Raw genomic sequence first — 23,664 nt, forward strand, 5'->3', positions numbered from 1 at the left:
AACCTGCGTGACCTCCAGCCCTCACCCCTCAGGCCCTCACCCCTCCAGCCCTCACCCTTCCAGCAGCGCCTGCCCCACGTACCCGCCCCTCTCGGCCCCGCCCGGCACCGCGTACAGCCCGCTCGACTCGTGCCGGATGTACTTCGACAGCGCGTCCCCCCGGTCCAGCTTCCGCTGCACCGTCACGAACCCCCGCAGCGGATCGGCCTGCCAGCAGATGAAGAGGAGCCCCGCGTCGGGTGTCCCGTCCGGGTCGATCCCGTCGTGGAAGGAGAACGGCCGCCGCAGCATCGCCGCACCCCCGTTCTGGTCCGGCCGGGAGATCCGCGCGTGCGCGTTGATCGGCACCACCAGATCCCCCTTCGCGTCCACCTTCTCCAGATCCATCGCGGTCGTCTCCGACCCCCCGGACAGCGCGGCGCCGTCCGCCTTCCGCCGCCCGATGACCTGCTCCTGCGCGGCGACGGTCAGCTTCTCCCAGTCGTCGAGGAGCATCCGGATGCGGCGGACGACGGCGTAGGACCCGTTCGCCATCCACGCCGGGTGCTCCGACGACGAACCGGACGACGAGCCGGGCGCCGGTACGAAGATCCGCTGATCGAAGTCCGGCTCGGACGGCTTCGGATTGCGCGTCCCGTCCATCTGCCCCATGAGATTCCGCGCGGTCATGGGGTGGGCGGTGGCCCCCGGCGACCGGTTGAACCCGTTCATCTGCCAGCGGACCTTCGCGGCGCTCCCCGCGTCCTTCTGGATCGCGCGCAGGGCGTGGAAGGCGACGAGCGCGTCGTTGGCCCCGATCTGCACCCACAGATCCCCGTCGCTGCGGGCCTTGTCGAGCCGGTCGGAGGAGAAACTCGGCAACGGGTCGAGCGCCACGGGCCGCTGCTTCTCCAGCCCGGTCTTCACGAAGAAGCTGTGCCCGAACCCGAACGTGATGGTCAGCGACGAGGGCCCGGCATCGAGAGCGATCCCGGTGTCCCCCTGCCCCGCAGCCTCCCCCGCCATCAGCCGCGCAGCGGTCTGTGACCACCGCCGCATCAACGCGACGGCCTGCGCCCGCCCCGCCCCGGCCGCGAGGTCGAACGCGACGACATGGCCACGAGCCTGGAGCCCCTCAAGAATCCCCGGCTGATGTTTCACGTGAAACGCGACCTCCCCCGCCCCCACGGACGTGAGCGGCGTCGCCTCGTCCGGCGCGGCGGCGTACGCGACCCCCGCGCCGCCCGCCGCGCCGAGCACCAGCCCGGCCGCACCGGCCGTACCGAGCAGCGCCCGGCGTGACAGTCCCTCCTGCGTAGGCGTTTCCGAGGTCGTACGGGGCTCCGAAAGGGTCACTGCTCTCAGCCGATCTGCGCGTTCTTGGAGACGGTCGTCTGGTCGATGTCGGAGGTCCGGACGGTGACGGCGATCTTCCACTCGCCGGCCACCGGGATCTGTACTCCGTTCGCCGCCCAGTGACCGGTGGTGATGTGGTCGGGGGTGACGGGCAGGGGCCCGATCTTCTGGGATTCGAGCGTGAAGGCGACCTTCAGCTCGGGGACGTCGAAGGGCTGCCCGTTCGCGTCGGTGAGGTAGATGTGCAGCTCGTTGGCCCCGGTCCCGGCGGGGTCCATGTCCACGCTGACGACACCCTTGCCCTTGGCCCCGCCGGTGTCGAAGCTCATGTCCAGCGTCAGCGCGCCCCCGGTGCCGTCCGAGGCGGTGCTCGACGACACGGAGTTCGCGGCCTTGGCGTCCAGTTCGGTACGTCCGGGCTCGGTGGAGGTGAGGATCGTCGTCACGGCGAGGAGGACGACGGCGACCCCGGCCTCGGCGAGGACGGAACGCCTGAGCCCGGACCGGTTGGCGTCACCGTCCCGCAGCTTCTTCTGCCGGGCGGTGTCCACGGCGGCCTGCTGCCGGGCGAGTTGGGCGGCGCGCTTGCTGTCTCCGGCCGAGGCGCTTGCCGTGGTGACGGTCTCTTTGACCTCTGCCTCGTCGTCTTCCTCGGCTTCGGTGGTGGTCGTCTCCTCAGAACTCGTCGAAGCCGGGGTCGCCAGCCGCCCCGTCCACCGCCGGGAGACCGACGCGATCCCCACCAGCACGACCACCAGCCCGATCTTCACCAGCAGCAGTTGCCCGTACGACGTCTCCGTGAACGCCGACCACGAACCGAGCTGCCGCCAGGACTGGTAGATCCCGGTGGCGACCAGCGCCAGCACGCTCCCGAACGCGATCTGCGAGAACCGCCGTACGGCGACCGCGTCCACGGGCTGCTCGGCGGGCCCCCGGTACAGCGCGACCAGCAGCGTCACGAGCCCGCCCAGCCACAGCGCCACCGCGAGCAGGTGCACGATGTCGACCGGCATCGCGATCCCGGCCTGCAACCCGGTGGACGCGTGCTCGGCGAGCGCCCAACTGGCGGCCAGCCCGGCGGCGACGACCGTCCCGCCGACCGCCAGCCCGAACCGCAGGTCCCGCTTCTCCTCGTCGTCGCGCTTGTCATAGGCCCCGAACAGCACGGCGATGAACAGCGCGGCAGCGGCGAGCAGCAGCAGCCGCGACACCAGCGCGGCCCCCGCCTTCGTCTGGAGGACGTCCCCCAGCAGCGAGAGGTCGAAGATGTCCCCGACCTTCCCGGACCCGGTGTACGCCCCGCGCACGAGCAGCAGGAACAGCGTCGAGGCGGTGAGCGTCAGCCACCCCCCGACGACGAGCCGCTGCACGGCCCGTACGGAACTCCCCCGCGACCAGCAGGCCAGCACGAAGGCCGCGCCGCCGACGAGGACGATGAACCCGGCGTACGAGAAGTACCGCCCGGTGTCGTAGAGCGCCCCCACGACCCCGCCCCCGGCGGCCTGCACGGACGCCGAGACGCTGGTCTTGGAGGGCGCCCCGATGGAGAACGTGTACGCCCCGGCGACGGGATGGCTGTCCTCGGAGACGATCTGGTACGTGACCGTGTACGTCCCGTCGGGCAGCCCGCTGCGCAGCGGCACGGCGTAGGTCGTGCCGCCCGTGTTGTTCGCGGCCCCCGCGTCGACCCGGTTCCCCTTGGGGTCCAGGACGCGCACGGAGTCCTTGTTGGTGGCGATCTTCTCGGAGAACGTGAGCGTCACCTGCGTGGGGGCCTGCGCGACCACCGACCCCTGCGTGGGATCGCTGCCGGTGAGCGCGGCATGCGCGGACGCGGGCGCGGCACCGGCGAGGAGCGCTCCGGTGACGGCCAGGAACAGCAGCACCCAGGTGCGCACGCGCGAGGCGGTGGCCGACGGCATGTGTTTCCCTCCCTCAGTTCCCGGTCTTCGGGACGTACGTCGCCGACTCCACCGGAATCTCGACCTTCATGGCCTTGGACTCGGCGAAGTGCAGGGTCACGGTCACTTTCTCGCCCTGCTTCGGCAGTCGCCCCAGCTTCTCGAACATCAGATGGTTGCCGCCGCTCTTGAACACGAGTTGACCGTGTGCGGGCACATCGAGGGAGGTGACCTCGGACATCGACCCGCCGCTGGTCTCGTGCAGGGTGACGGGCCCGGCGTCGCTGGTCACGGACGTCAGCTCGTCCTTCGTACCGCCCTTGTTGCTGATGGTCAGGAACCCGGCGGCCATCTCGGAGACGGGCTGCGGGATGTAGGCGGCGCCGACGGACAGGGCGGGAGCGCTGTCGTCGGAGGATCCGCACCCGGCGAGCAGCAGCACCGCCCCGATCCCCAGGGCGGCGAGCCTCACGGCTTGGCTCCCCGCATGAGCTTGGGCAGGTCCTTGATGTAGTCGTCGACGGTCGCCGACTCCGTGTAGAGGACGTACCCTCCGTCGGTCTTCGGCGAGAACGCGACGACCTGCGTGCCGTGCGTGGAGACCATCTTGCCGTTCTTGTCCTTGTGCGGCGGCTCGATGGTGATGCCGACCGTGCGGGCGGCGGCCTGGATCGTCGTGAAATCGCCGGTGAGGCCGATGACCTGCGGGTCGATGCCCTTGAGCCAGGAGGCGAGCGCGGCCGGGGTGTCCCGCTCGGGGTCGGTCGTCACGAACACGACCCGCAGCTCGTCCTGCTGCGCCTTCGGCAGCTTCGACTTGGCGACGGCGATGTTGTTCATGGTCAGCGGGCACACGTCGGGGCAGTGCGTGTACCCGAAGTACAGCAGCGTCGGCTTGCCCTTGGTCGCGGCCCGCAGGTCGTACTTCTTGCCGGCCGCGTCCGTCAGCACCAGGTTCGGCTTGGCGAAGGGCTGGTCCAGCACGATCGCGGCCTGCTCGCTGGTGTTGCCGCCCTCGTCGACGACCGAGGCGACCGAGGCGGAGTCGCCGTCGCCGCTCCCGCAGGCGGAGAGGGTGAGCACGGCGGCGGCGAGCAGGGCGGCCGTGGCGTACGTCTTCTTGCGCATAGAGAAATGTCCCAGATGTTCAGAAGGAGGCAGGGCGCGCGCCGGTCCGGACCGGCGCGCGCCCGCGCGGATCAGGCTTCGGGCGCGGCGGTACGACGACGTCCCGCGAGCACGCCGTACGCCACTCCGGCGATCCCGACGACGATGCCGACGACACCGAGGACGCGGGCCGTCGTGTCGGTGCTGTCCTTGTCGGAGGACGACGCGGCGGCGGTCGTCGTGTTCGCGGCGGCGGCCTCGGTGGCGCCGCCGCCGTGGTGCCCGTCGCCGGACGCGGCGGCCAGGGCCAGGGTCGGGGCCGGGAACTCGGGCTCCTCGGCGCCGGCCGCCTGGACCTCGATCCAGCGCACGACCTCCTTGTTGGAGTACGTCTGGAGCGCCTTGAAGACCAGCGAGTCGGCGTCCTCGGGCAGCGCGCCCACCGACACCGGGAACTGCTGGATGAAGCCGGGCTCGATGCCCTTGCCGGACGCCGTCCAGGTGACCTTGGTGACGGCCTCGGTGATCTGCTTGCCGTGCACGGTCAGCGGCTTGGCGAGCTTGCCCTTGGTGACGGCGACGTTCCAGCCCTCCACCGGCTGCGGCATCACGGACGCGAGCGGGTGGTCGGCCGGGAAGGCGACCTCCAGCTTCACCGTCGAGGCGTTGTCGCGCTCGTTGGGGACACGGAAGTCGACGACCGCGTACCCGCCCTTGGCGGCGGTGCCCTCCGGGACGACGGTGACGTGCGCGAAGGCGGGGGAGGACAGCGCGAGGACGGCGGTCCCGGCGACGGCGGAAGCGGCGAGGAGACGACGGGTGTTCATGGCACTCCACGGTGAGTGAGGTCGGGTGAGGGCGCACGCGAGCGTGCGTATGCCGCACGACGCCGGCCACTCCCCTGGGAGGCGGTCCGTCGTGTCAGGCGGCGAGAGCGAGGCGGGCGCGCGCCGGCGGGCCTCGCCGTACGACCGTGTGCTGAAGCTCCGTATGCCTCAGCCGGGGCGGCGTGAGCTGGTCCGCGCGGGGGGCGTGCACGCCGGGTACGCCGGGCAGCCCCGCGAGCAGCGCGCGCACCAGCGTGAGCGCCCCGCGCAGGGACCGGACGAGCGCCCCCTCGGCGACGCCGCGCACGGACAGGTCGATCAGCCGCAGCAGCGCGCTGTCCCCGCGCCGCAGGAGATAGCCGGCGGCGACGGCCGCGAGGACATGGCCGAGCAGCATCGGCAGGGACGGCAGCAGTCCGGGTCCGCCGGTGGTCACGGGGTGCGCGGCGGCGTCGTACACCCGCGCCTCGGTGAGGACGCGGTACGCGTGTTCCGGGCTGATCGCGGCGACCGTCGTACCGCACAGCAGGCGCGCGGCCTGGGCGACGAGGTGGGCGTCGGCGGTGGAGCCCATGCCCGGCATGGCCGGCATACCCGCCGTGCCCGCCGTGCCTGCCGTCGATGCGCCGCCGGACGTGTGCTGGCCGAGCCCGAACACCATGTGCAGCGCGGTCTGTCCGGCCGCGAGGAGCGCCACGATCCCCGGCAGCGAGCGTTCCCGCCCGCACAGCGGGGCGACCAGCGCGCACATCACCAGGAACCCCGCCCCCAGCGTCCACACCGGGATCGTCGCGCAGGACGCGAGCGCGTGCCCGACGGCGGCCAGCACGACGCAGACCGCGGCGAACACCGCGGCCCGTATCAGCCGGAGGGGGACAGTCATGGCGGGCTCATCATCGCACTGGCTCCATCGGCGGCGGACGGCAGGTCCGCGAGTGGCGGCTGAGGTGCGCATACACCCGCCGCGGCCCCGCGCGCATCCGCCACATGGGCGGGATCACGCGCGAATCGCGCTTACATCAGCCGTCCGGGGGCAATAGGTATCGGTATGTCGAGCCGCGACCAGAGCCGCGACCAGGAGGCTGGAACATGAGCATCTGGTGGTCACTGCATCTGCGGCGCGACGCCGCGAGCGTGCCGCTCGCGCGGCGTCTGCTGCTCGGCACGATGGAGACGGCCGGTGTCGATCCCGACGTCTGCTACGACCTCTCCGTCGCGTTGAGCGAGGCCTGTGCGAACGCCGTCGAGCACGGCGGGGGGACCACGTCCGAGGCGTTCCGCGTCACCGCGTACCTCGACGGCGAGAAGTGCCGTATCGAGGTCACCGACTCCGGGCCCGGGTTCGCGCACACCGGGAGAACGCCGAGAGTCTCCGCCGCCGACGCGGAGGCGGGCCGCGGCCTCTTCCTCATCCAGCAGCTCGCCGACCACGTCCACATCGGCAACAAGCCCGGCATCGGCGGCGCCGTCGTCAGCTTCGACAAGATCCTCAAGTGGCGCGAGGACGCTCCGCTGGTCGCCGTGTGACACGGGTGCGCCTCCCGCGCCGGTGGCCGGGGACACCCCTGTGGATCCCGGCCACCACCCGCGGCCTCAGCCCTTGAGCGAGGCCATCCAGGACTCCACCTCGTCACCCTGCCGGGGAAGGCCGTCGGACATGTTCCGGTTGCCCTCCTCCGTCACCAGGATGTCGTCCTCGATCCGCACCCCGATCCCCCGGTACTCCTCGGGCACCGTCAGGTCATCGGCCTGGAAGTACAGCCCGGGCTCGACGGTCAGGACCATCCCCGCCTCCAGCGTCCCGTCCACGTACGACTCCACCCGGGCCGCGGCGCAGTCGTGGACGTCCATGCCGAGCATGTGCCCGGTCCCGTGCAGAGTCCACCGGCGCTGGAGCCCCAGCTCCAGCACCCGCTCCACGGGCCCCTCGACCAGCCCCCACTCGACGAGCCGCTCGGCCAGCACCCGCTGGGCGGCGTCATGGAAGTCCCGGTACTTCGCGCCGGGGCGCACCGCCGCGATCCCGGCCTCCTGCGCGTCGTACACGGCGTCGTACACGCGCCGCTGCACCTCGCTGAACCGCCCGTTGACGGGAAGGGTCCGCGTCACGTCGGCGGTGTAGTACGTGTGGGTCTCGACCCCGGCGTCGAGCAGCAGCAGGTCACCGGCCCGCACGGGCCCGTCGTTGCGCACCCAGTGCAGCGTGCACGCGTGTGCCCCGGCGGCGGCGATCGTGCCGTACCCGACGTCGTTCCCCTCGACCCGGGCCCGCAGGAAGAACGTCCCCTCGATGTACCGCTCGGACGTCGCCTCGGCCTTGTCGAGGACCCGTACGACGTCCTCGAAGCCGCGCACGGTCGAGTCGACGGCCTTCTGGAGCTCCCCGACCTCGAACGCGTCCTTGACGAGCCGCGCCTCGGAGAGGAAGACCCGCAGCTCCTCGTCCCGCTCGGCGGTGACCTTGTCGTGGAGGGCGGCCTCGATGCCGGAGTCGTAGCCGCGGACGACGCGGACGGGACCGGTCGCCTCGCGGAGCGCGTCCGCGAGCTTGCGGACGTCGGACACGGGGAGCCCGTACACCTGCTCGGCCTCGGTGAGGGAGTGCCGGCGCCCGACCCACAGCTCGCCCTGCCCGGAGAGCCAGAACTCGCCGTTCTCGCGGTCGGAGCGGGGGAGGAGGTAGAGGGTGGCGGTGTGCCCCCCGGCGGCGACGGGTTCGAGGACGAGGACGCCGTCCTCGGTCTGGTTGCCGGTCAGGTACGCGTACTCGACGGACGCGCGGAACGGGTAGTCGGTGTCGTTGGACCGCACCTTGAGGTTCCCGGCGGGGACGACGATCCGCTCGCCGGGGAAGCGCTCGGACAGCGCGGCCCGCCGGGCGGCCGTCTCCGCGGCCTGCGGGATCGCGGCGAGATCACGCAGCTCCGTGTCGGCCCACCCGGACTTCATGTTCTCGGCGAGTTCGTCCGAGACCCCGGGATACAGCCCGTTCTTGCGCTGCTTGATCGGCTCCTCAGGCTCGCCTTCCGGGGTGAGCTCGTCAGCCACGGTCTTCCTCCTCCATACGGCACGGACCGTCCCACGGCATCGGGACTGCCCCCATCGTACGGATGTGCGGAATCCGGCAAACCCCCCTATAGAGCCATCCTCCTCCGTCCCCCCACAGAGCTACCGGTACTACTCGAACCGCGCCGCGAGCAGCACGACGTCCTCCGCGCCGCCCTCCTCGTCCGGCACCATCGCCCGCAGCACGTGGTCCGCGACGGCCCCGGGGTCGCCCCGCAGCGCCCTCGGCACCCCGGCGGCAGCCGCGTGCAGGCGCGTGAACGCGCGGTCCACGGGATCGCCGGTACGCCGCAGCAGCCCGTCCGTGTACAGCAGAACCGTCTCTCCCGGTTCCGCCTCCAGCTCGACGCTCGGCGCCTCCCAGCAGGACAGCATGCCGAGCGGCGCGGAGACCGACGTCTCGACGAACTCCGTACGCCGGTCCCCGACCAGCAGCGGCGGGCAGTGCCCGGCCCCGGCGAGGGTGACCTTCCGCAGGGCGGGCTCGCAGTACGCGAACAGCGCGGTGGCCGAGCGGGCGGGTTCGGTGAGCCGCAGGAGGAGTTCGAGGTCGGAGAGGACGGCGACGGGGTCCTCGCCCTCCATCACGGCGTACGCGCGCAGGGAGGCCCGCAGCCGCCCCATCGCGGCGACGGCGCTGGGCCCCGCGCCGGTGACGGACCCGACGGACAGCCCGAGCGCGGCGTCCGGCAACGGCAGCGCGTCGTACCAGTCCCCGCCGCCCCGCGCCCCGCGCCGGTGCCGCACGGCGAGCTGCACGCCGGCCACCCGCGGCAACCGCGACGGCAGCAGTTCCTCGGTGATCGTCGCCATGCACGCGCGCGTGCTCTCGACCTCCAGCAACCGCCCCACATGCGCTGCCACGAACCGCGTGTACAGCCTGACGAGATGCCGCCGCCGCTCATCGGGCGCCCCGGCCTCGTCGTACAGCCACACGACGGCCCCGGCGAAGCAGGGCCGCGCCACGGGGCCGGGAGTGTCGGCGGCACTGCGAACGCCGGGCACACGGACCCCCGCGGGGGCGGAGCCGGAAGCGCCGGAGCCGCGGACGACCCCGGGGGCACCGGGATCGCCGACCCAGCCGGGGGTGCCGACCCCGCCGGAAGCGCCGGAGCCGCGAGGATCACCCGCGATGCCGGGAGCAGCGGAGCCGCGACCAGCGCCGGGGGCTCCAAAGCCGCTGGGCCCGCCGGGGACACGGGAGTTGCCGGGCCCGCCGGAGCCGACGGACCCGTCCAGCCCAGCGGCTGCGCCGAGCCCGCCGCCCGCGCCGCGCTCACCGGCCCCGCCGCCCGCGCCGAGCCCGCCGCTCGCGTCAAGGCCCCCGGAACCGCCACCCCCTTCCCCGCCCCCGGCCCCCGTCGGCCTCGCGCTCCCCGTCAGCCGGCCGAACGCGACACCCGGTCCGCCTCCGGCGACCCCGCCCCCGGCGTCCCGCTCCAGGCGTACGCCGTACACCGCCGCGTACCCCAGCCGGCCCGCCACTTCGCGGTGGCGTGGATCCAGCCCCTCCTCCGCGGACAGGTCGGTGATGAGCAACTCCCGTTCGCCGAGGCCGTCCAGGAGCCGGGCGTGGGGGAGGGACGCGCGCGGGACCGTCTCCAGGTGGCCGAGGTCCGCGCGGTCGAGGCCGAGCGCGGCGGTCGTGGAGGGGCCGTCGGCGGGGTCGAGGACGACCAGGCCGCGGGCCGCGCCGACGAGGGCCGCGCCCGCGCGCAGGAGCTCGTCGAGGGCCTCGGGCAGGGTGTCCGTACGGGAGACACGTTCCGTGAGTTCGTGGAGCGTCGTGAGGTCCGAGACCCAGCCGGCGAGCCGGTCCTGGAGGGCGGTGCCCGGTGCCGGTGCGCAGGTGGGGGCGGTGGAGGGCAGCGGGACGGCCGCTGCGGGCGGGCCCGCGGACACGGGCGCGGCAGTGTGGGCGGGTGCGGGAACCGTGGAATCGATTCCGGCCACTTTCGGAGGGTGAGGGGCGTTCATGGCGTCCGGCTCTCGGACCGGTGCGTTTTGCTCAAAAGCATCGCAAACCCCCATGTCATTCTGTTCAATCTGCACCGCCGGCAGTGTCACCACATCTACACGCACTCGTGATGGGATGTCCAGCATTGTCCTATCCGGAATCCCGGTGTCCGTGCGAGGCCGATGAACAGAGAGTGAGTCTTGGACAGAATTGCAAAGTTGGCTTAAAACCGCCTCGGGTTCCAGGCGATTGAGGTCGACTGGCCTTGTTCCACAGAGCGTCACACCGGTCGTGATGGGTACGTACTCGGTAGCCCGGAACCTTCGTGACCGACCCGGGCGTCATAGCCATCGACGACCGAGCCCCATCCTCCGTGGCGGAGGCGGAGAGAAATACGCGGGACGGCAAAACGCCAGACTTCGCCACCCCCCGCCATGCCCAGGCTTTTGCGCGACGCAGTTCAGGGGTTCCTCTTGCTCGGTGCAAGGGTGTGATGCGCCAACAGGTATGCACAGTGAAGTGATCGACACATGGTGTGATGTGGCCCACGGTGTTGCCAGCGGTGCAACGGAAAGGAACGAGCGCTCATGCGCGAGATCCTCGGAAGGCGACGCAGGCTTCTGTCCCAACGCGGCGACGGGATGCCTGAGTTGATCGAAGCGGCACTGACCTGCGCGACGCAGTGGCAGTGGCCGGTGCTCCCCGGGGCGCCGGCCGACCCCGAGGCCCGGTCCCGGTGCACCTGCCCCGACCCGGCCTGCGCGATGCCCGGCGCGCACCCCTTCGACCCGGGCCTCCTCGCGGCGACCACCGACGACCGGATGGTCCGCTGGTGGTGGACGAACCGCCCCACCGCGCCGATCGTCCTGGCGACCGGCGGCAGCGCGCCCTGCGCGATCAGCCTCCCCGCGCGCGCGGCGGCCCAGGCCCTCGCCGAACTCGACGCGAAGGGCATGCGCCTCGGCCCCGTCGTCGCCGCGCCCGCGCGCTGGGCGATCCTCGTCAAGCCGTACTCCATGGAACAGCTCGGCGAACTCCTGTACGCGAAGGACTACGTCCCCGGCTCGCTCCGCTTCCACGGCGAGGGCGGCTACCTCGCCCTGCCGCCCTCCCTCTCCGGTCAGGGAGACATCCGCTGGGAGCGCGCCCCGCTGCCCGGCTCGGCCACGCCCTGGGTGCCCGACGTGGAGGCCGTGGTCGACACGGTCGTCGACGTCCTCACTCGTACGGGTGTGAGCGCCCCCGAGTTGTAGGGCCGCCCGGCGCGGAACGGGCCGTACGCGCGCGCGTGCTCGTTATCTTCCGCCTATGAACCTTCGCCTCCTCGCCCTCGGCGCCACCGCCCTGTGCGCCGTCGCGCTCCCTCTGACCCTCGCGTCGGCGGGCCCGGCGGGTGAGGAGGGGAACGTGCTCGACGACGCCGTACGGACGGTCGTCCCGCCGCGCGAGCCGCGCCCCTACGACGATCCCAAGCCCGCCGCGTCCCCCGCGCCCGCGCGGCTGCTCGGCCTCGGGACCGCCACCGCCGCGCGCTGCGGCCCCGAACTCGCCTCGCCGGACGGCGTGGAGGCGCAGACGTGCGTCCTGACGCAGGGCGAGGACACCTGGGCGCGCACCTACTACCGCAACGGCACCGGGCGCGCCCTGGAGGCCGTCCTGAGCCTCCTGGGGCCCGACGGGCGGACGGTGCGGCTGCGGTGCGCGGTCGGCGCCGAGGACGAGCCCGCGAGCTGCGAGACGCCGCGCGAGCGGACGCGGGGGGAACTCGACGGCTACAGCGCCGTGTCGGAGTTCGCGCGGCGCGGCGACGGGCCGCTGCTGCTGCGTTCGGGGAGCAACTCCGCACCGGACGCGGGGAGTTGACGTACCGCGCCGGACTGTGAAGCGGCGCGGGGGCATGAAAAGACCCGGTTGCTGGCGACGGGGGATGCACCAGCAACCGGGCTACTCGAACCGTAACAAGAGATCGGCTCCAAGCAAATTCGATCTCCCGTTTTCTTTCCGGTTCCGGAGGCTTTCCGGACAACCGCTGAGCGGCGGTTTCCGGTACCGACCGGCCTTGCGGGGCACGGGAGTTGTGAGCGGAGTCACCCGCTCGGGCGAGCCGCGCGTCAGCTCAGGGTGACCTGGCGGTTCGTCAGGCCCCCGCGCGCGCGGCGCTCGTCCGCCGTCAGCGGGGCGTCCGTGGCCAGGGCCGTCGCGAGGCGCTCCGCGAACTCGGCGGCGGGCTTCTCGACGTCCTGCGCGCGGACCTCGCTCGGCAGGTCCCAGACCGGCACGGTCAGGCCGTGCGCCCGGAAGGAGCCGACCAGCCGGGTGCCCTCGCCGAGACCGGCGGCACCGGCCGCGTGCAGGCGCGCGAGAGCGTCCAGAAGACGCTCCTCCGGGTGCGGCATGACCCAGCGCAGGTGGTTCTTCTCCGGGGTCTCGCACCAGTACGCGGCGTCCACGCCCGTCAGCTTGACCGTCGGGATCACGGCCTCGTTCGCGCGCTCCAGGGACGCCGTCACGTCCGTGGTCGCGTTCTCCGTGTCCGGCACCCAGAAGTCGAAGCCGGTGTGCACAACTGGCTCGAACCCGCCTTCGGGATCCAGCAGATCCTGGAGCCGCGGACCGTCCGCGGGCGTACGGCGGCCCTGGACCGGCGTCCCCGGCTCGGCCTCCAGCGCGCGCAGGAGGTTGTCGGCGAGGTCCCGGCTGACGTCACCGGAGGCGGTGTCGTTCTGGAGGCCCAGCAGCACCGACCCGTCGTCGCGCCGCAGCGCCGGCCAGGCCATCGGCAGCACGGTGGCGAGCGTCACGGACGGCACGCCCTCCGGCAGCCCGCCCTTGAGCGTCAGCCCGGCGGTGGCCGCGGGCACCAGCTCCCGCAGCGCGACCCAGTCGCACTCCCCCGCGAGCCCCTCGAACGGCCGCTGCACCAGCTCGGTGACCGCCTGCGCCGCCGCCCGGCCGTGACACGCCTTGTACCGCCGGCCGCTCTTGCAGGGACACGGCTCCCGCGCCCCAACGACCGGGATCTCCCCGTCGGTCACCTGAGGCCCCTGGGCCTTGGTCTGGGGTCGCTTCTTGGCCATCGACTGTCTCCCGGGTACGGCTGGTCTGGTACGCCGGGAGCCTAGTCGAGATCGTCGAAGTCCAGCCCTGACAGCGAGGGCGTCACCCCGTCGGCGAAGTCCGTGCGCGCGTGCGTGCGCGCGTCCGGGTCGTGGACGTCGTTGTGGACGACCACCCAGACCGTGACCTCGCCGTGGATGTCGTCGCGCACCCCCCAGTCGTGCGCGAGCGCGGAGATGATGTTCAGGCCCCGGCCGCCGTGCGCGGTGACGGACGGGTGCGCCGGGGAGGGGCGGGTCGGGCCGCCGCCGTCCGTGACCTCGACGACCAGGCGCCCGCGCGCGTCCACGCGCCAGGCCGCGCGTACGTCGCCGTCGCCCGCGAGCGCGTCACCCAGCGGCCGTCCGTGCTTGCACGCGTTGCTGAGCAGTTCCGACAGGATCAGTACGGCGTCGTCGATGACCGCCTCGGAGACCCCGCCGCCGCGCAGCTGGTCCCGCATACGGTGTCTCGCCGCGCCCACGCCCGCAGGACCGTGGGCCACGGCCATGCTCGACGACGTGGGCACCTCTTGTGCCACCACCAACGCCACCCCCGAGACCTCCTTCGCCCCACGCCACCGAGTGGATGCCCCCTTGGCCTGTACCGGAAACCGGTGGATGTCCGTCCGCTGACGCATTCTTCACACCGGTACACGCACCGAACGCGCCGGTGCACACCCCGTGACGATCACGGCGTCCCTCCAGCGTCCCTCCAGCGTCCTTACGGCGTCCTGAGGTGCCGCAGCACGGCCCCGGGCCGGTTCGTGATGATCGCGTCGACCCCCAGGCGCACACACAGGTCGACGTCCGCCTCCTCGTTCACCGTCCACACGTGCACCTGGTGCCCCGCCCGCTTCAGCCGCTCCACGTACGCGGGGTGACCGCGCACGATCCGCATCGACGGCCCCGCGATCCCCACGCCCACCGGCAGCCGCCCGTCGCGCAGCCGGGGCGACACGAACTGCATCAGGTACACGGTCGGCAGCGTCGGCGCCGCCGCGCGCACGCGGTGCAGCGACCGCGCCGAGAAACTCATGATCCGTACGGCGGACTCGGCGGGGTCGCCGGGCGCGTCGAGACCGAACCGCTTCAGCAGCGCGAGCAGCCGCTCCTCCACCTGTCCGGCCCAACGCGTCGGGTGCTTCGTCTCGATCGCGAGCTCCACGGGCCGGCCCGCGTCCGCGACGAGCTCCAGGAGCCGCTCCAGCGTCAGTACGGACGTGTGCTCGCGGTCCTCGGGACGGAACTCCCAGTCGGGCTCCTCCTCGTCCCCCACGCGCGCGCGGGCGGCCCGTTTCGTCTTCCAGGAGCCGAAGTCGAGCGCGTTCAGCTCGGCCAGCTCCAGCGCGGACACCGCCCCGCGCCCGTTGGACGTCCGGTTGACGCGCCGGTCGTGCACACAGACGAGGTGCCCGTCCGCGGTCAGCCGTACGTCGCACTCGAGCGCGTCCGCGCCGTCCTCGATGGCCTTGCGGTACGCGGCGAGGGTGTGCTCGGGGGCTTCCTCGGAGGCGCCTCGGTGGGCGACGACCTGGATGTGGTGCTGCCGTGCGTGGGTCACCGCGCCATGGTCCCATCGGCGGGGGGTACCCGAGATCCGGGACGTGCGTCTGAGAACCGTCTGAGATGTTCTGTGCGGGCGTCCCGGTATGTCCGCCATATCATCTGATATCTCGCATATGGAGCGCCCGTCGACCCACAGCCACCGCTTATGGTGCTCTGACGGGCTGTGGGAAAAGCTTGAAGCGTAAAGGCAACGCACACTCGACAGACAGCCGTGGACCGAGGAGAACAGCTGTGAGCACCGAGAACGAGGGCACCGCGGTACCCCCGGCCCCGTCCGCACCTCCCGTGCCGGTGGACTCTCCGACGACGTCCACGGACGCGGACGCGCGGGACGCGGCGCCGACCGCGCAGCTGCCGAAGACGGCACCGGAACCGCCCGCGGGCGCGCCGGGCGCGGGTGCGGGCGCCGAGGGCGACTGGCCCCCGCCGGCTCCCCGGCAGCAGCCCGCCCAGGACCCGTACGCGCACACGCGGAGCGCCCCCCCGACCCCGCAGCCCCCGAGCGCCGCCCCGTACGACAGCTACGGCACCGCCCCCGCGCCGACCGCCGTCGACGCCTCCTGGCCTCCCCCGGCCCCGCCCGTCCCGTCGTACGCGGACGGCGGCGCGGGAGCCGGCGGTGCGTGGGGCGCGGCGTACGCGCAGGAGCCCGCGCCCCGGCGCAAGGGGCGCGGCGGGCTCGTCGCCGCGGTCCTCGCGGCGGCGCTGGTCGCCGGTGGCCTCGGTGGCGCGCTCGGCTACACGATGGCCAAGGACAACGACGACAACGGCTCGACGACCGTCTCCGCCTCCGACAGCGGCGGCTCGGTCAAGCACGACGCCGGCACGGTCGCGGGCGTCGCCCAGCGCGCGCTGCCCAGCACCGTCACCATCCAGGCCGAGTCCAGCAGCGGCGACGGCGGCACCGGCACCGGCTTCGTCTTCGACACGCAGGGCCACATCGTCACCAACAACCACGTCGTCGCCGAGGCGGTCGAGGGCGGCAAGGTGACGGCGACGTTCCCGAGCGGCAAGAAGTACGACGCCGAGGTCGTCGGGCACGCGAAGGGGTACGACGTCGCCGTCATCAAGCTCAAGAACGCGCCCGCGGACCTGAAGCCGCTCACCCTCGGCGACTCCGACAAGGTCGCCGTCGGCGACTCGACCATCGCGATCGGCGCCCCCTTCGGGCTGTCCAACACGGTCACGACCGGCATCATCAGCGCGAAGGACCGTCCCGTCGCCTCCTCGGACGGCAGCGGCAGCGGCAGCTCGTACATGAGCGCGCTCCAGACGGACGCCTCGATCAACCCCGGCAACTCCGGCGGCCCCCTCCTGGACGCGCAGGGCAACGTCATCGGCATCAACTCCGCGATCCAGTCCAACAGTTCCGGCGGCCTCGGCGCCGGCCAGGCGGGCTCGATCGGCCTCGGCTTCGCCATCCCGATCAACCAGGCGAAGTACGTCGCCCAGCAGCTGATCAAGACCGGCCAGCCGGTGTACGCGAAGATCGGCGCGTCGGTCTCCCTGGAGGAGGGCACCGGTGGCGCCAAGATCAGCGACCAGGGCTCGGTCGAGGCGGGCGGCCCCGCGGCCAAGGCGGGCCTCAAGACGGGCGACGTCATCACCAAGCTCGACGACACGGTCATCGACTCCGGGCCGACCCTGATCGGCGAGATCTGGACGCACAAGCCGGGCGACAAGGTGACGATCACCTACGAGCGCGGCGGCAAGAGCCAGACCGTCGATCTGACGCTGGGTTCGCGGACGGGCGACAACTGACGTCTCCGTCGTACAGGTAAGGGGCGCTCTCCATGGAGGGCGCCCCTTACCCGTTGCGTTCCCTCCTCCCGGAGCAGCCGGCCCACCTGACCCCACCCGGCGTTCACCAGGCGCTCCGCGCGGGAGCGAGGGCGGCGACGGCGGAGTACGCGGCCTCGGCGCGGCGTGCCTCGGCCGTGTCGGAGGGGGCGTGGGCGAGGAAGTCCGCGGTCGGGCCCGTGAAGACGATCCGCCCTTGCCGCAGGACGGTGACCTGGTCGGCTTCCTCGGCGAGGTCGGAGATGTCGTGCGTGGACATCAGCACGCGGACGTCGTCGGTCGCGAGGGTGATGATCAGGTCGCGGAACACACGCCGCTGGGTGGGGTCCATGCCGGCGGTCGGCTCGTCGAGGAGGAGGACGCTCGCCCCGTGGACGAGGGCGGAGGCGACGCCGACGCGGCGGAGCTGACCGCCGGAGAGCCTCTTGACCTTCTCGTCCGCCCTATCCGCCATCTCGACCCGGGCCAGGGCGGTGAGCGCGGCGTCCCACGCGGCGGCCTTCCTCATGCCTTTCAGCCAGCCGGTGTAGGCGACCTGCTCCCGGGCGGTCAGACCGGTCATGGGCGTGATGGTCTGGGGCATCCAGGCCACCTGCTTGAGGTAGGCGGCATCCCGAGAGGCCAGGCCGTCCATCCGCACGGTTCCCGACCGCGGCTGGTGCAGGCCGCCGGCGAGTTTGAGCAGGGTGGACTTTCCCGCTCCGTTGGGGCCCAGGAGGACGGTGAACCCCGCGGGGACGGTGTACGTGAGGTCGGTGAGGACCGGCGTACCGGCACGCCGGTAGCCGAACGTGCAGGATGCGAGGCGGATCGGCAAGGCGGAACCCTTCAGGGACGACGGCCGCGGACATGGGCGACGAGCCCGGCGGCGAAGACGAGCAGGCAGAAGCCGGACGTGGGCAGGAAGTCGGCGGGATGCAGGGTGACCGCCCAGGGCCAGGGCCGGTGGAAGTCGCGGTAGCCGACGAACATGACGGCGAGCACCCAGCCGACCGGTACGGCGGTCGCGGCCTGTTCCCGGACGGCACGGGCCACCAGCATCAGACCCACCAGGAACAGGGTGTTGCGGCCCGCCATGGACGCCTCCCCCGACCCGCTGACGGCTCGCACCAGGAGGCTCGCCAGTACGGCGGTCGCCGCGACGGCGGTGATCATGGCGGCGTCCAGAGCGCGGACCCTGCGCTGCGCCGTGGCCTCGACGTCGGTCACCGCCTGGGCGAGGCTGTGGGCGAGGGCGGAGCTGACGACCAGGGGGACCAGTTGCAGGAGGAACACGCGGTTCCCCTGAGCCGTGAGCAGGCTGGGCAGCCGGACGTACTGGTCGTGCGCCACCGCGACGAGCAGCGCGAACGCGGCCAGGGCGGGGACGAGGGCGGCCTGGACACGGCGGGCCTTGCACCAGAAGGTCACGCGGCGCTCTCCTGTACGAGACGGCAGGCTTTCCGCTGTTCCTCGTGGAACCAGGCGCTCTGCTCCGCCGGCGGGAGCGTGGCCGCGTCGTGGGCTCGCTCCTCGACCTTCGCCAGCACCTGACGGGCGTTCTGGAAGTTTCCGTACTCGCCACGACGCCAGTCGAGGTAGGGCTCGTCCGCGTCGATGAGCGTGGCGGCCCACAGCATCGCGGCATCGTGATTGACGATCCAGTCCGCCGGTCGCCCGGGCTCCACCGACGTGGGGAAGGCGCAGGGGAACCGTACGGCCGTGAGGAGCACCCCGAAGCGGACTCCGGTCATGCCGGGGCCGTTGTGCCCGGCCTGCTCGGACAGCGGAAGCCACCACGTGTCCCGGGTCGACGGCTCCTTGCGGCGGCCGGTGAGCAGACTGTCCGTCACCGTCGCGGGAACCGTCACCCGGACCCCCGCCCGGCGCAGCGCGGTCAGGGAACGGTCGATCTCCTCATGGACCTGTCCGAGCCGGTCCTGGGCACCGCCCGCGGCGGCGACGCACACCCGGAGGGCCGTCCCCGCGCACTCGGCGGGGGCGTGGCCCGTGGTGACCGGCCCGTTCCCGTAGCCGAACCCCGAGGCGACGTCGGCGCACAGGGCCATCACCGCGCAAGCGGTCACGGCCGCCCCGGCGCGAACCGCCAGCCGCACCGCGCGCGATGCGGGCACCCACCACACGGCGACCGCCACGGCCACGGACACGGCGAACAGGAACGGCACGGCCAGCGTCGACAGCCCGTACTGCTCGCCGAAATCCAGCGAGGTGTCCGGCGCGCCCGAGACGTGTCGCAGCCACACCGGCTCCACCTGCCCGGTCTTGGTGATCAGGTAGTAGACGAAGACGGCGGACAGCGGCGCGGAGATCAGCCGTGGGGTGAGGTGGCCCAGCGCGCAGCCGAGCACCGCCCACGCGGCCACGAGCGCCATGCCCAGCAGGAGCGGCGCCAGGGCCTGCGGCGTCGGAACGAGCCCGGTCTCGATCAGCCGCATGAGCACCGGCAGACCGAGAACGAGCCAGCCCGCCCCCACCACCGGGGCGAGGGCCTGGGCGGCGACCCTGAACCGGGAACGCCCCGGAGCCAGCAGCCATACGCCGTCCCGCTTGAGCCGCCCGCCCTCCCACGCCGCCAGGCCGCAGGTGATGGCATAGGCGAACGCGTAGAAGTAGAAGAGCGCCTGAGTGACCTGCTGCGGCGCCCAGAGCGGTCCGTTGACGACTTCCTCGTAGGGGTCTTCCAGATGAAGAGCGTGAAAGAAGTAGAAGACGACTATTCCGCCCCAGACAGGTGCCGTCCACACGGCCGGACTGGTACGCAGACGAGCTCGAAGGTTCACGGGGATACCGTTCTCGGAACATGACCGCCGGGAGACGCCGCGTGGGCATCTCCCGGCTTTTCAACGACATTGCACTGGTGGAATGGGAGCTCAGTCGGCCGCGGTGGTGTCCACGTATACCTTTCTCACGCTGACTACGGCACGAGTGGAGTCCGAGCCATTGAGGTGGGCGACGGTGAAGTACCGGTTGTCGCCGCCGTCGTAATGGACGTTCCATTCACCCGACGAGGTGGAGTTGGAACCGTTGAAGCAATCACTGGATCTCGGTGTAGTCGTTGTCGGCCCAGGGGCGAGACTCCCTGGTCGTGCCACTGGCCCAGCCGGTCATGCTGCTGGTCCAGTTCCGGGGCTGGACCATGCCGGTGCCGGCGGCGATGTGGCCTGGGAAGAGCTTCCGCTCCACGGCAGAAGCTGGTGTGTCCAGCCTGTGAAGGAACACGCGAAGCCAGGGCAGCATGCGCGATGACTGATACCACGGCATGGCGAAGTAACCCCCCCCATGAATATGGTGTCCCCCCCGGGTCACTGATTGATGTGCACGGCAGCGGTCGGTCTAGCCGTGCACGGAGATTATTCAGGCACGCTCTTGCGGAATAGTGCAAGAGTCGGGCTCATATGTGGCGTGAATGCCTCACCCGTGTCCTTAAGTGATCGGTTATCAAGCCATTCAGATACGGCAATCAGGTGGCAATCGCCCTGCGGTCGAATGCTGGCCGATGCCTATTGTCGTCCCCCTGACGGCTGCCGTGACGGCAACGGCGACTGAACGCGGGGCGGGCGGAACCCGCGTTCGGACCGTGAGCGTCGTCCGTCGCTCGCTGCCGGTACGCTGTACCCGTCCTGTCCCAAGTGGGACCGGGGCAAGGTGGGTTGCCCGAGCGGCCTAAGGGAACGGTCTTGAAAACCGTCGTGGCGGTGACGTCACCGTGGGTTCAAATCCCACACCCACCGCAGGTGGAAAGGGGTGCTCCGCAGGAGGGGAGCACCCCTTTCGTGGTGGTCAGAGTTCGGTGTCCCGGGCCAGGTCCTCCCACTCCAGGGCGCGCAGGCGTTTGTCCGCGTCCGTGCCCGACGGGACCTGGGGGGTCTGCTGGAACCAGATGACCGTGAGGGTGGAGCGGTGGAGGACGGGGTCGAGGGTGGGGGAGACCGGGGTGGAGTGGAAGGAGGCGACGCAGGACACCGGGGGGAGGATCTCGACGGGGCCGAAGGGGCCCGGGGAGTCCTCGGGGCGGTACTCGCGTGCGGGCTCCACCAGGTGGACCGGCGTACGCGGGCTGTCTCGTTCCGCGCCCCGCAGCAAGCCGTTGATCTTCATGTCGTTCACGCGGGCGCAGGGGTAGCCCTCCAGCATGCCGGCGTACGTCGAGGAGAGCCGGATGTCGGAGAGCTCGATCGAACGGCCGGACAGGAGAACGACTCGGGTCAGGGACATGGACGGAAACCTTAGGCGTGTCGTACGCCGGAGTCTCACTTTTACCTACGAAAGCGCTCCTTTTCGCTACCGAGCGCTCCGATTCACGCTGTTTCGGGGGTAGTTCGGGGTACGGGGCGCGGATCTTGGTACGGGGGCTCCCGGGCCGCCGTACGTCTCCGGCAGGCCTCGCCACCGCCGTACGACGACCCCGGCGACCTCACCGCCGTATGCCCCCTTCCCCCTTCCACCCCGTAAGTCGCGCCGCCGACGCCAGAGTTGACCGCGCCTCCCGTTCCGTCAGCCCTGTTCGGAGCGCCGCTTCGAGCAACTCCCCCGACAATGCGAGGCCGTTCTCGTACGCGCGGCAAGCCGCCCAGAACAGGCGGGTGTTGCGCTGACCCTCGTGGGCCGAGAGGACGAACTGGACCAAGCCGTGGCCGTGTTGGGACCCGGAACCAGGACTGGATCCCGACTCTGCTCCCCACTCCGACCCCGACCCTGACCCCGATCCGGAGCCGACGCCGGACCCCGAGCTGGGCCCGGTCCCCGACCCCGCTCCGGACCCGGTCCCCGAGCCGGACCCGGTCCCCGCCCCCGAACCGGCTCCGGTCCCCGCCCCCGAGTCAGCCCTCGCCCCCGCCGCACCCCCCGGCATCGAAGCGCCCCCCACCGCCCGAGCCGGCGGAAGCAGGAGCCGTAGGAGGGCGCGAGGGCAGGGCGCCGGCGGCAGATGTGCCGTACCCGGAGCCGCCCCGTACACCCCCCGCTCCGTACGGGACCCGGGCCCGACCAGGTACCCGCCCGCCCCCCGGATGTCGATCCCCGGCGCGAGCCGCCCCGCGGAGTTGGGGACGACGACGTCCGGTGGCCCGGTGAGCCAGAGGTGGCGGCCTCCGGAGGGCGTGAGGATGACGACGGTCGGCGGGATGGTGAAGAGGTGGCGCAGGGCCAACTCCCGTAGCGCGGCGGTGGAGTCGGTGTCCCCCTTCGTGTCGAGGTCGACCCCGATGAGGTGGTGCGGCGGCAGCCCGCAGGCGATGCCGTACCCGGTGGCCCAGGGGGCCATCGCGAAGAGGGCGCGGATGCGGGCCGGATCGGTCGTCGCGTCGTACACCCCGTGTCCGGGGCGCCCGCATTCGCCGTGGCAGGGCGGGGTGCCGGGGGGATCGAGGCGGTGGGGGGAGCGCAGGGCCGGGAGCTTGGTGCGGGACAGGGGGATGACGGCCAGGCCGCGTTCGGCGGCCGAGAGCGCGTGGGCGAGGGCCAGCGTGGTGGCCTGCCGGTCGGTGGTGGCCATGCCCCCAGTTTCGCACACTCGTTCGAAGAACGGGAGGGGGCGCAGACCCGGACGGCGGTACGGGACCCCGGCGCCGGCCGGGCTGCCGGAACGCTTCACCCCATGCGGCGTACGGGATGCGGCCCCCGCGACGCGCCCGGGAAGCGACACCACGCGAAGAACGGTAGTGAAAGGGGTTTATCGACTGGTCATCACGCTTGCGTGCTAATCGGGCCGTAGGGGGTGGTTGTCCGGGGGCCCGGTGGGCAACTCTGATCTCGCGACGTCGTCACCACCACCGGGACGGTCGGCCAACTGCCCCGGTAACAGCCGTAGTTCACGCAATCCCGGCCACAGGCCGGGTTCTCTGGAGGAACAACATGGCAAGCATCCGTACCGCCCGCATCGTCGCCGCCGTCTCCGCCCTCCCGCTCGCCGCCGCTCTCTTCACCGGCGTCGCGGCGGCGGACAACGGCGGCTTCGCGGACGACGGATCGAACGCGGGCGTCGCCAGCATCATCGGCAGCGGTGTGGCCGGCGACAACAACGGCAACTCGTCCACCACGCAGCAGAACGCCGTGGGCTCCGGCGCGAGCAACCAGAGCAACACGGCCCAGGTGAACGGCTCCGCGTTCACGGCCATCAACCAGGGCAACCACAACGTGCAGGTCACCTTCGCCCCGCTGTGGTGGTGACCCGCTGAACCGGGAGGGTCGGCGCACCGGCACCGGCCCTCCGGCCGAGCGTGGGATGTGTTCACTGGGGTGGTAAACGCCTGCGCGGCGAGGCTTTCGGGTCTCGCCGCGCAGGCGTTTCCGTGTACCCCAACTGGTCGGCTGTCCTTGACAGTTCGGATGATCTGACGGACAGTCAGAAATCTTCCAGCCGGGAGCGGGCGAGGGCAGGGGAGGATGCCGTGCCGGACGATTCCGATGGCCAACAGGCCTACGAGGAACGGCTCAAGGCGTACGAGGGCCTGCCCGCGACCGTCGCCGCGCTCGCCGCCGACCCGGTGAACGCCCCCATGATCCGCCACTGGTGCGAGGCCCTCGGCGACACGAACCCCGCGTACACCGGCCCCGACGCGATAGCCCCGCCCACGATGCTCCAGGTCTGGACGATGGCCGGCCTCCCGGGCCCCCGGTCCCGCACCGACGCCTACGGTCAACTCCTCGCGCTGCTCGACGAGTCGGGCTGCACGGCGGTCGTCGCGACCGACTCGGAGCAGGAGTACGCCCGTCCCCTGCGCGTCGGCGAACGGGTCACGTCCGACTCGGTGATCGAGTCGGTGTCACCGCGCAAGTCCACGAAGCTCGGCGTCGGTCACTTCGTGACGACCCGCACCGATCTCCGCGTGGAGAGCGGCGAATTGGTCGGCACGCACCGCTTCCGCATCCTCAAGTACGCGCCGGCGAAACGGCTCCCGGACCGACCGCGCCCGGTGATCAACCGCGACAACTCCCCTTTCTGGGACGGCGTCCGGCACCACCGCCTCCTCCTCCAGCGCTGCACCGCCTGCACGGCCCTGCGCTTC

General features: G+C 71.9%; 23 protein-coding genes and 1 tRNA gene. 7 read left to right on the forward strand and 17 right to left on the reverse strand.

All coding sequences use genetic code 11. The features are described 5' to 3' along the window. Positions 1 to 51 precede the first annotated feature (51 nt). From efeB to PV682_RS31795, 6 genes are all read right to left on the reverse strand, one after another. Positions 52 to 1,344, reverse strand: coding sequence for an iron uptake transporter deferrochelatase/peroxidase subunit (efeB, locus tag PV682_RS31770; protein ID WP_407705775.1), 1,293 nt, complete (start codon positions 1,342 to 1,344; stop codon positions 52 to 54). Beyond that, positions 1,341 to 3,257: a copper resistance CopC/CopD family protein gene (locus tag PV682_RS31775; protein WP_319735210.1), complete on the reverse strand. Its 1,917-nt coding sequence runs from the start codon at positions 3,255 to 3,257 to the stop codon at positions 1,341 to 1,343. The genes efeB and PV682_RS31775 overlap by 4 nt, the downstream gene beginning before the upstream one ends. Positions 3,258 to 3,270: 13 nt before the next feature. After that, positions 3,271 to 3,708, reverse strand: a complete 438-nt coding sequence (locus tag PV682_RS31780) for a copper chaperone PCu(A)C (RefSeq protein ID WP_055718582.1) — start codon at positions 3,706 to 3,708, stop codon at positions 3,271 to 3,273. Then, positions 3,705 to 4,364: an SCO family protein gene (locus PV682_RS31785; protein WP_319735211.1), complete on the reverse strand. Its 660-nt coding sequence runs from the start codon at positions 4,362 to 4,364 to the stop codon at positions 3,705 to 3,707. The genes PV682_RS31780 and PV682_RS31785 overlap by 4 nt, the downstream gene beginning before the upstream one ends. A gap of 71 nt (positions 4,365 to 4,435) precedes the next feature. Continuing rightward, positions 4,436 to 5,170, reverse strand: a complete 735-nt coding sequence (locus PV682_RS31790) for a YcnI family copper-binding membrane protein (protein ID WP_319735212.1) — start codon at positions 5,168 to 5,170, stop codon at positions 4,436 to 4,438. A 94-nt stretch (positions 5,171 to 5,264) separates the two neighbouring features. After that, on the reverse strand, positions 5,265 to 6,053 hold the full coding sequence (locus PV682_RS31795) for a hypothetical protein (protein ID WP_319735213.1): 789 nt from the start codon (positions 6,051 to 6,053) through the stop codon (positions 5,265 to 5,267). Positions 6,054 to 6,259: 206 nt separating this feature from the next. Between PV682_RS31795 and PV682_RS31800 the strand changes: the two genes are divergently transcribed. After that, positions 6,260 to 6,697: an ATP-binding protein gene (locus tag PV682_RS31800; RefSeq protein ID WP_055718578.1), complete on the forward strand. Its 438-nt coding sequence runs from the start codon at positions 6,260 to 6,262 to the stop codon at positions 6,695 to 6,697. 66 nt (positions 6,698 to 6,763) lie between these two features. On the opposite strand, the gene PV682_RS31805 is transcribed toward PV682_RS31800, so the two are convergent. Together PV682_RS31805 and PV682_RS31810 are read right to left on the reverse strand one after the other, a co-directional pair. Continuing rightward, the gene (locus PV682_RS31805; RefSeq protein WP_319735214.1) at positions 6,764 to 8,218 is read right to left on the reverse strand and encodes an aminopeptidase P family protein; all 1,455 of its coding nucleotides are present in this window, start codon (positions 8,216 to 8,218) and stop codon (positions 6,764 to 6,766) included. Positions 8,219 to 8,347: 129 nt separating this feature from the next. After that, positions 8,348 to 10,189, reverse strand: coding sequence for a SpoIIE family protein phosphatase (locus PV682_RS31810; protein WP_319735215.1), 1,842 nt, complete (start codon positions 10,187 to 10,189; stop codon positions 8,348 to 8,350). Positions 10,190 to 10,780: 591 nt separating this feature from the next. Here PV682_RS31810 and PV682_RS31815 point away from each other — a divergent pair. Together PV682_RS31815 and PV682_RS31820 are read left to right on the forward strand one after the other, a co-directional pair. Then, entirely contained in the window at positions 10,781 to 11,446 is a 666-nt protein-coding gene (locus PV682_RS31815; RefSeq protein WP_112477120.1) for a bifunctional DNA primase/polymerase, read from the forward strand. A 55-nt stretch (positions 11,447 to 11,501) separates the two neighbouring features. Next, positions 11,502 to 12,056 carry a hypothetical protein gene (locus PV682_RS31820; RefSeq protein WP_319735216.1) on the forward strand — a complete coding sequence of 185 codons (555 nt, stop codon included), beginning with the start codon at positions 11,502 to 11,504 and terminating at the stop codon, positions 12,054 to 12,056. A gap of 248 nt (positions 12,057 to 12,304) precedes the next feature. On the opposite strand, the gene PV682_RS31825 is transcribed toward PV682_RS31820, so the two are convergent. The 3 genes from PV682_RS31825 to PV682_RS31835 form a co-directional block, all read right to left on the reverse strand. Beyond that, entirely contained in the window at positions 12,305 to 13,270 is a 966-nt protein-coding gene (locus PV682_RS31825; RefSeq protein WP_319735217.1) for a DUF5926 family protein, read from the reverse strand. Positions 13,271 to 13,311: 41 nt separating this feature from the next. Then, positions 13,312 to 13,929 (reverse strand): ATP-binding protein, encoded by a 618-nt coding sequence (locus PV682_RS31830; protein WP_319735218.1) that lies wholly within the window; start codon positions 13,927 to 13,929, stop codon positions 13,312 to 13,314. An 83-nt stretch (positions 13,930 to 14,012) separates the two neighbouring features. Then, positions 14,013 to 14,852 carry a glycerophosphodiester phosphodiesterase gene (locus PV682_RS31835; RefSeq protein ID WP_319735219.1) on the reverse strand — a complete coding sequence of 280 codons (840 nt, stop codon included), beginning with the start codon at positions 14,850 to 14,852 and terminating at the stop codon, positions 14,013 to 14,015. Between the two features lie 236 nt (positions 14,853 to 15,088). On the opposite strand from PV682_RS31835, the gene PV682_RS31840 reads away from it, so the two are divergent. Then, positions 15,089 to 16,618, forward strand: coding sequence for a S1C family serine protease (locus tag PV682_RS31840; RefSeq protein WP_319735220.1), 1,530 nt, complete (start codon positions 15,089 to 15,091; stop codon positions 16,616 to 16,618). A 103-nt stretch (positions 16,619 to 16,721) separates the two neighbouring features. On the opposite strand, the gene PV682_RS31845 is transcribed toward PV682_RS31840, so the two are convergent. From PV682_RS31845 to PV682_RS31860, 4 genes are all read right to left on the reverse strand, one after another. Further along, positions 16,722 to 17,474, reverse strand: coding sequence for an ABC transporter ATP-binding protein (locus PV682_RS31845; RefSeq protein ID WP_319735221.1), 753 nt, complete (start codon positions 17,472 to 17,474; stop codon positions 16,722 to 16,724). A gap of 11 nt (positions 17,475 to 17,485) precedes the next feature. After that, on the reverse strand, positions 17,486 to 18,067 hold the full coding sequence (locus PV682_RS31850; protein ID WP_319735222.1) for a hypothetical protein: 582 nt from the start codon (positions 18,065 to 18,067) through the stop codon (positions 17,486 to 17,488). Beyond that, a complete protein-coding gene (locus tag PV682_RS31855) occupies positions 18,064 to 19,401 on the reverse strand; it encodes a hypothetical protein (RefSeq protein WP_319735223.1) in 1,338 nt (445 codons plus the stop codon). Before PV682_RS31855 ends, PV682_RS31850 begins: the two co-directional genes overlap by 4 nt. A 289-nt stretch (positions 19,402 to 19,690) precedes the next feature. Next, complete coding sequence (locus PV682_RS31860) at positions 19,691 to 19,840, reverse strand: hypothetical protein (RefSeq protein ID WP_319735224.1); 150 nt, start codon at positions 19,838 to 19,840, stop codon at positions 19,691 to 19,693. A 461-nt stretch (positions 19,841 to 20,301) separates the two neighbouring features. Between PV682_RS31860 and PV682_RS31865 the strand changes: the two genes are divergently transcribed. Continuing rightward, positions 20,302 to 20,388 (forward strand) — tRNA-Ser (locus PV682_RS31865). 49 nt (positions 20,389 to 20,437) lie between these two features. On the opposite strand, the gene PV682_RS31870 is transcribed toward PV682_RS31865, so the two are convergent. Further along, complete coding sequence (locus PV682_RS31870) at positions 20,438 to 20,872, reverse strand: hypothetical protein (RefSeq protein WP_319735225.1); 435 nt, start codon at positions 20,870 to 20,872, stop codon at positions 20,438 to 20,440. Between the two features lie 199 nt (positions 20,873 to 21,071). Beyond that, positions 21,072 to 22,151: a bifunctional DNA primase/polymerase gene (locus PV682_RS31875; protein ID WP_319735226.1), complete on the reverse strand. Its 1,080-nt coding sequence runs from the start codon at positions 22,149 to 22,151 to the stop codon at positions 21,072 to 21,074. A 359-nt stretch (positions 22,152 to 22,510) separates the two neighbouring features. On the opposite strand from PV682_RS31875, the gene PV682_RS31880 reads away from it, so the two are divergent. Then, complete coding sequence (locus tag PV682_RS31880; protein WP_055723133.1) at positions 22,511 to 22,825, forward strand: hypothetical protein; 315 nt, start codon at positions 22,511 to 22,513, stop codon at positions 22,823 to 22,825. Positions 22,826 to 23,046: 221 nt separating this feature from the next. Then, on the forward strand, positions 23,047 to 23,664 hold a 618-nt coding region (locus PV682_RS31885; RefSeq protein WP_319735227.1), incomplete at its 3' end, for an FAS1-like dehydratase domain-containing protein.

The organism is Streptomyces niveiscabiei (assembly GCF_033794345.1).
Taxonomy (GTDB): domain Bacteria; phylum Actinomycetota; class Actinomycetes; order Streptomycetales; family Streptomycetaceae; genus Streptomyces; species Streptomyces niveiscabiei.

Coding starts and splice junctions, on each gene's coding strand:
- PV682_RS31775 (WP_319735210.1), bottom strand. CDS start 3,257: ATGCCGTCGGCCACCGCCTCGCGCGTGCGCACCTGGGTGCTGCTGTTC.
- PV682_RS31785 (WP_319735211.1), bottom strand. CDS start 4,364: ATGCGCAAGAAGACGTACGCCACGGCCGCCCTGCTCGCCGCCGCCGTG.
- PV682_RS31790 (WP_319735212.1), bottom strand. CDS start 5,170: ATGAACACCCGTCGTCTCCTCGCCGCTTCCGCCGTCGCCGGGACCGCC.
- PV682_RS31795 (WP_319735213.1), bottom strand. CDS start 6,053: ATGACTGTCCCCCTCCGGCTGATACGGGCCGCGGTGTTCGCCGCGGTC.
- PV682_RS31800 (WP_055718578.1), top strand. CDS start 6,260: ATGAGCATCTGGTGGTCACTGCATCTGCGGCGCGACGCCGCGAGCGTG.
- PV682_RS31815 (WP_112477120.1), top strand. CDS start 10,781: ATGCGCGAGATCCTCGGAAGGCGACGCAGGCTTCTGTCCCAACGCGGC.
- PV682_RS31820 (WP_319735216.1), top strand. CDS start 11,502: ATGAACCTTCGCCTCCTCGCCCTCGGCGCCACCGCCCTGTGCGCCGTC.
- PV682_RS31825 (WP_319735217.1), bottom strand. CDS start 13,270: ATGGCCAAGAAGCGACCCCAGACCAAGGCCCAGGGGCCTCAGGTGACC.
- PV682_RS31830 (WP_319735218.1), bottom strand. CDS start 13,929: ATGCGTCAGCGGACGGACATCCACCGGTTTCCGGTACAGGCCAAGGGG.
- PV682_RS31870 (WP_319735225.1), bottom strand. CDS start 20,872: ATGTCCCTGACCCGAGTCGTTCTCCTGTCCGGCCGTTCGATCGAGCTC.
- PV682_RS31875 (WP_319735226.1), bottom strand. CDS start 22,151: ATGGCCACCACCGACCGGCAGGCCACCACGCTGGCCCTCGCCCACGCG.
- PV682_RS31880 (WP_055723133.1), top strand. CDS start 22,511: ATGGCAAGCATCCGTACCGCCCGCATCGTCGCCGCCGTCTCCGCCCTC.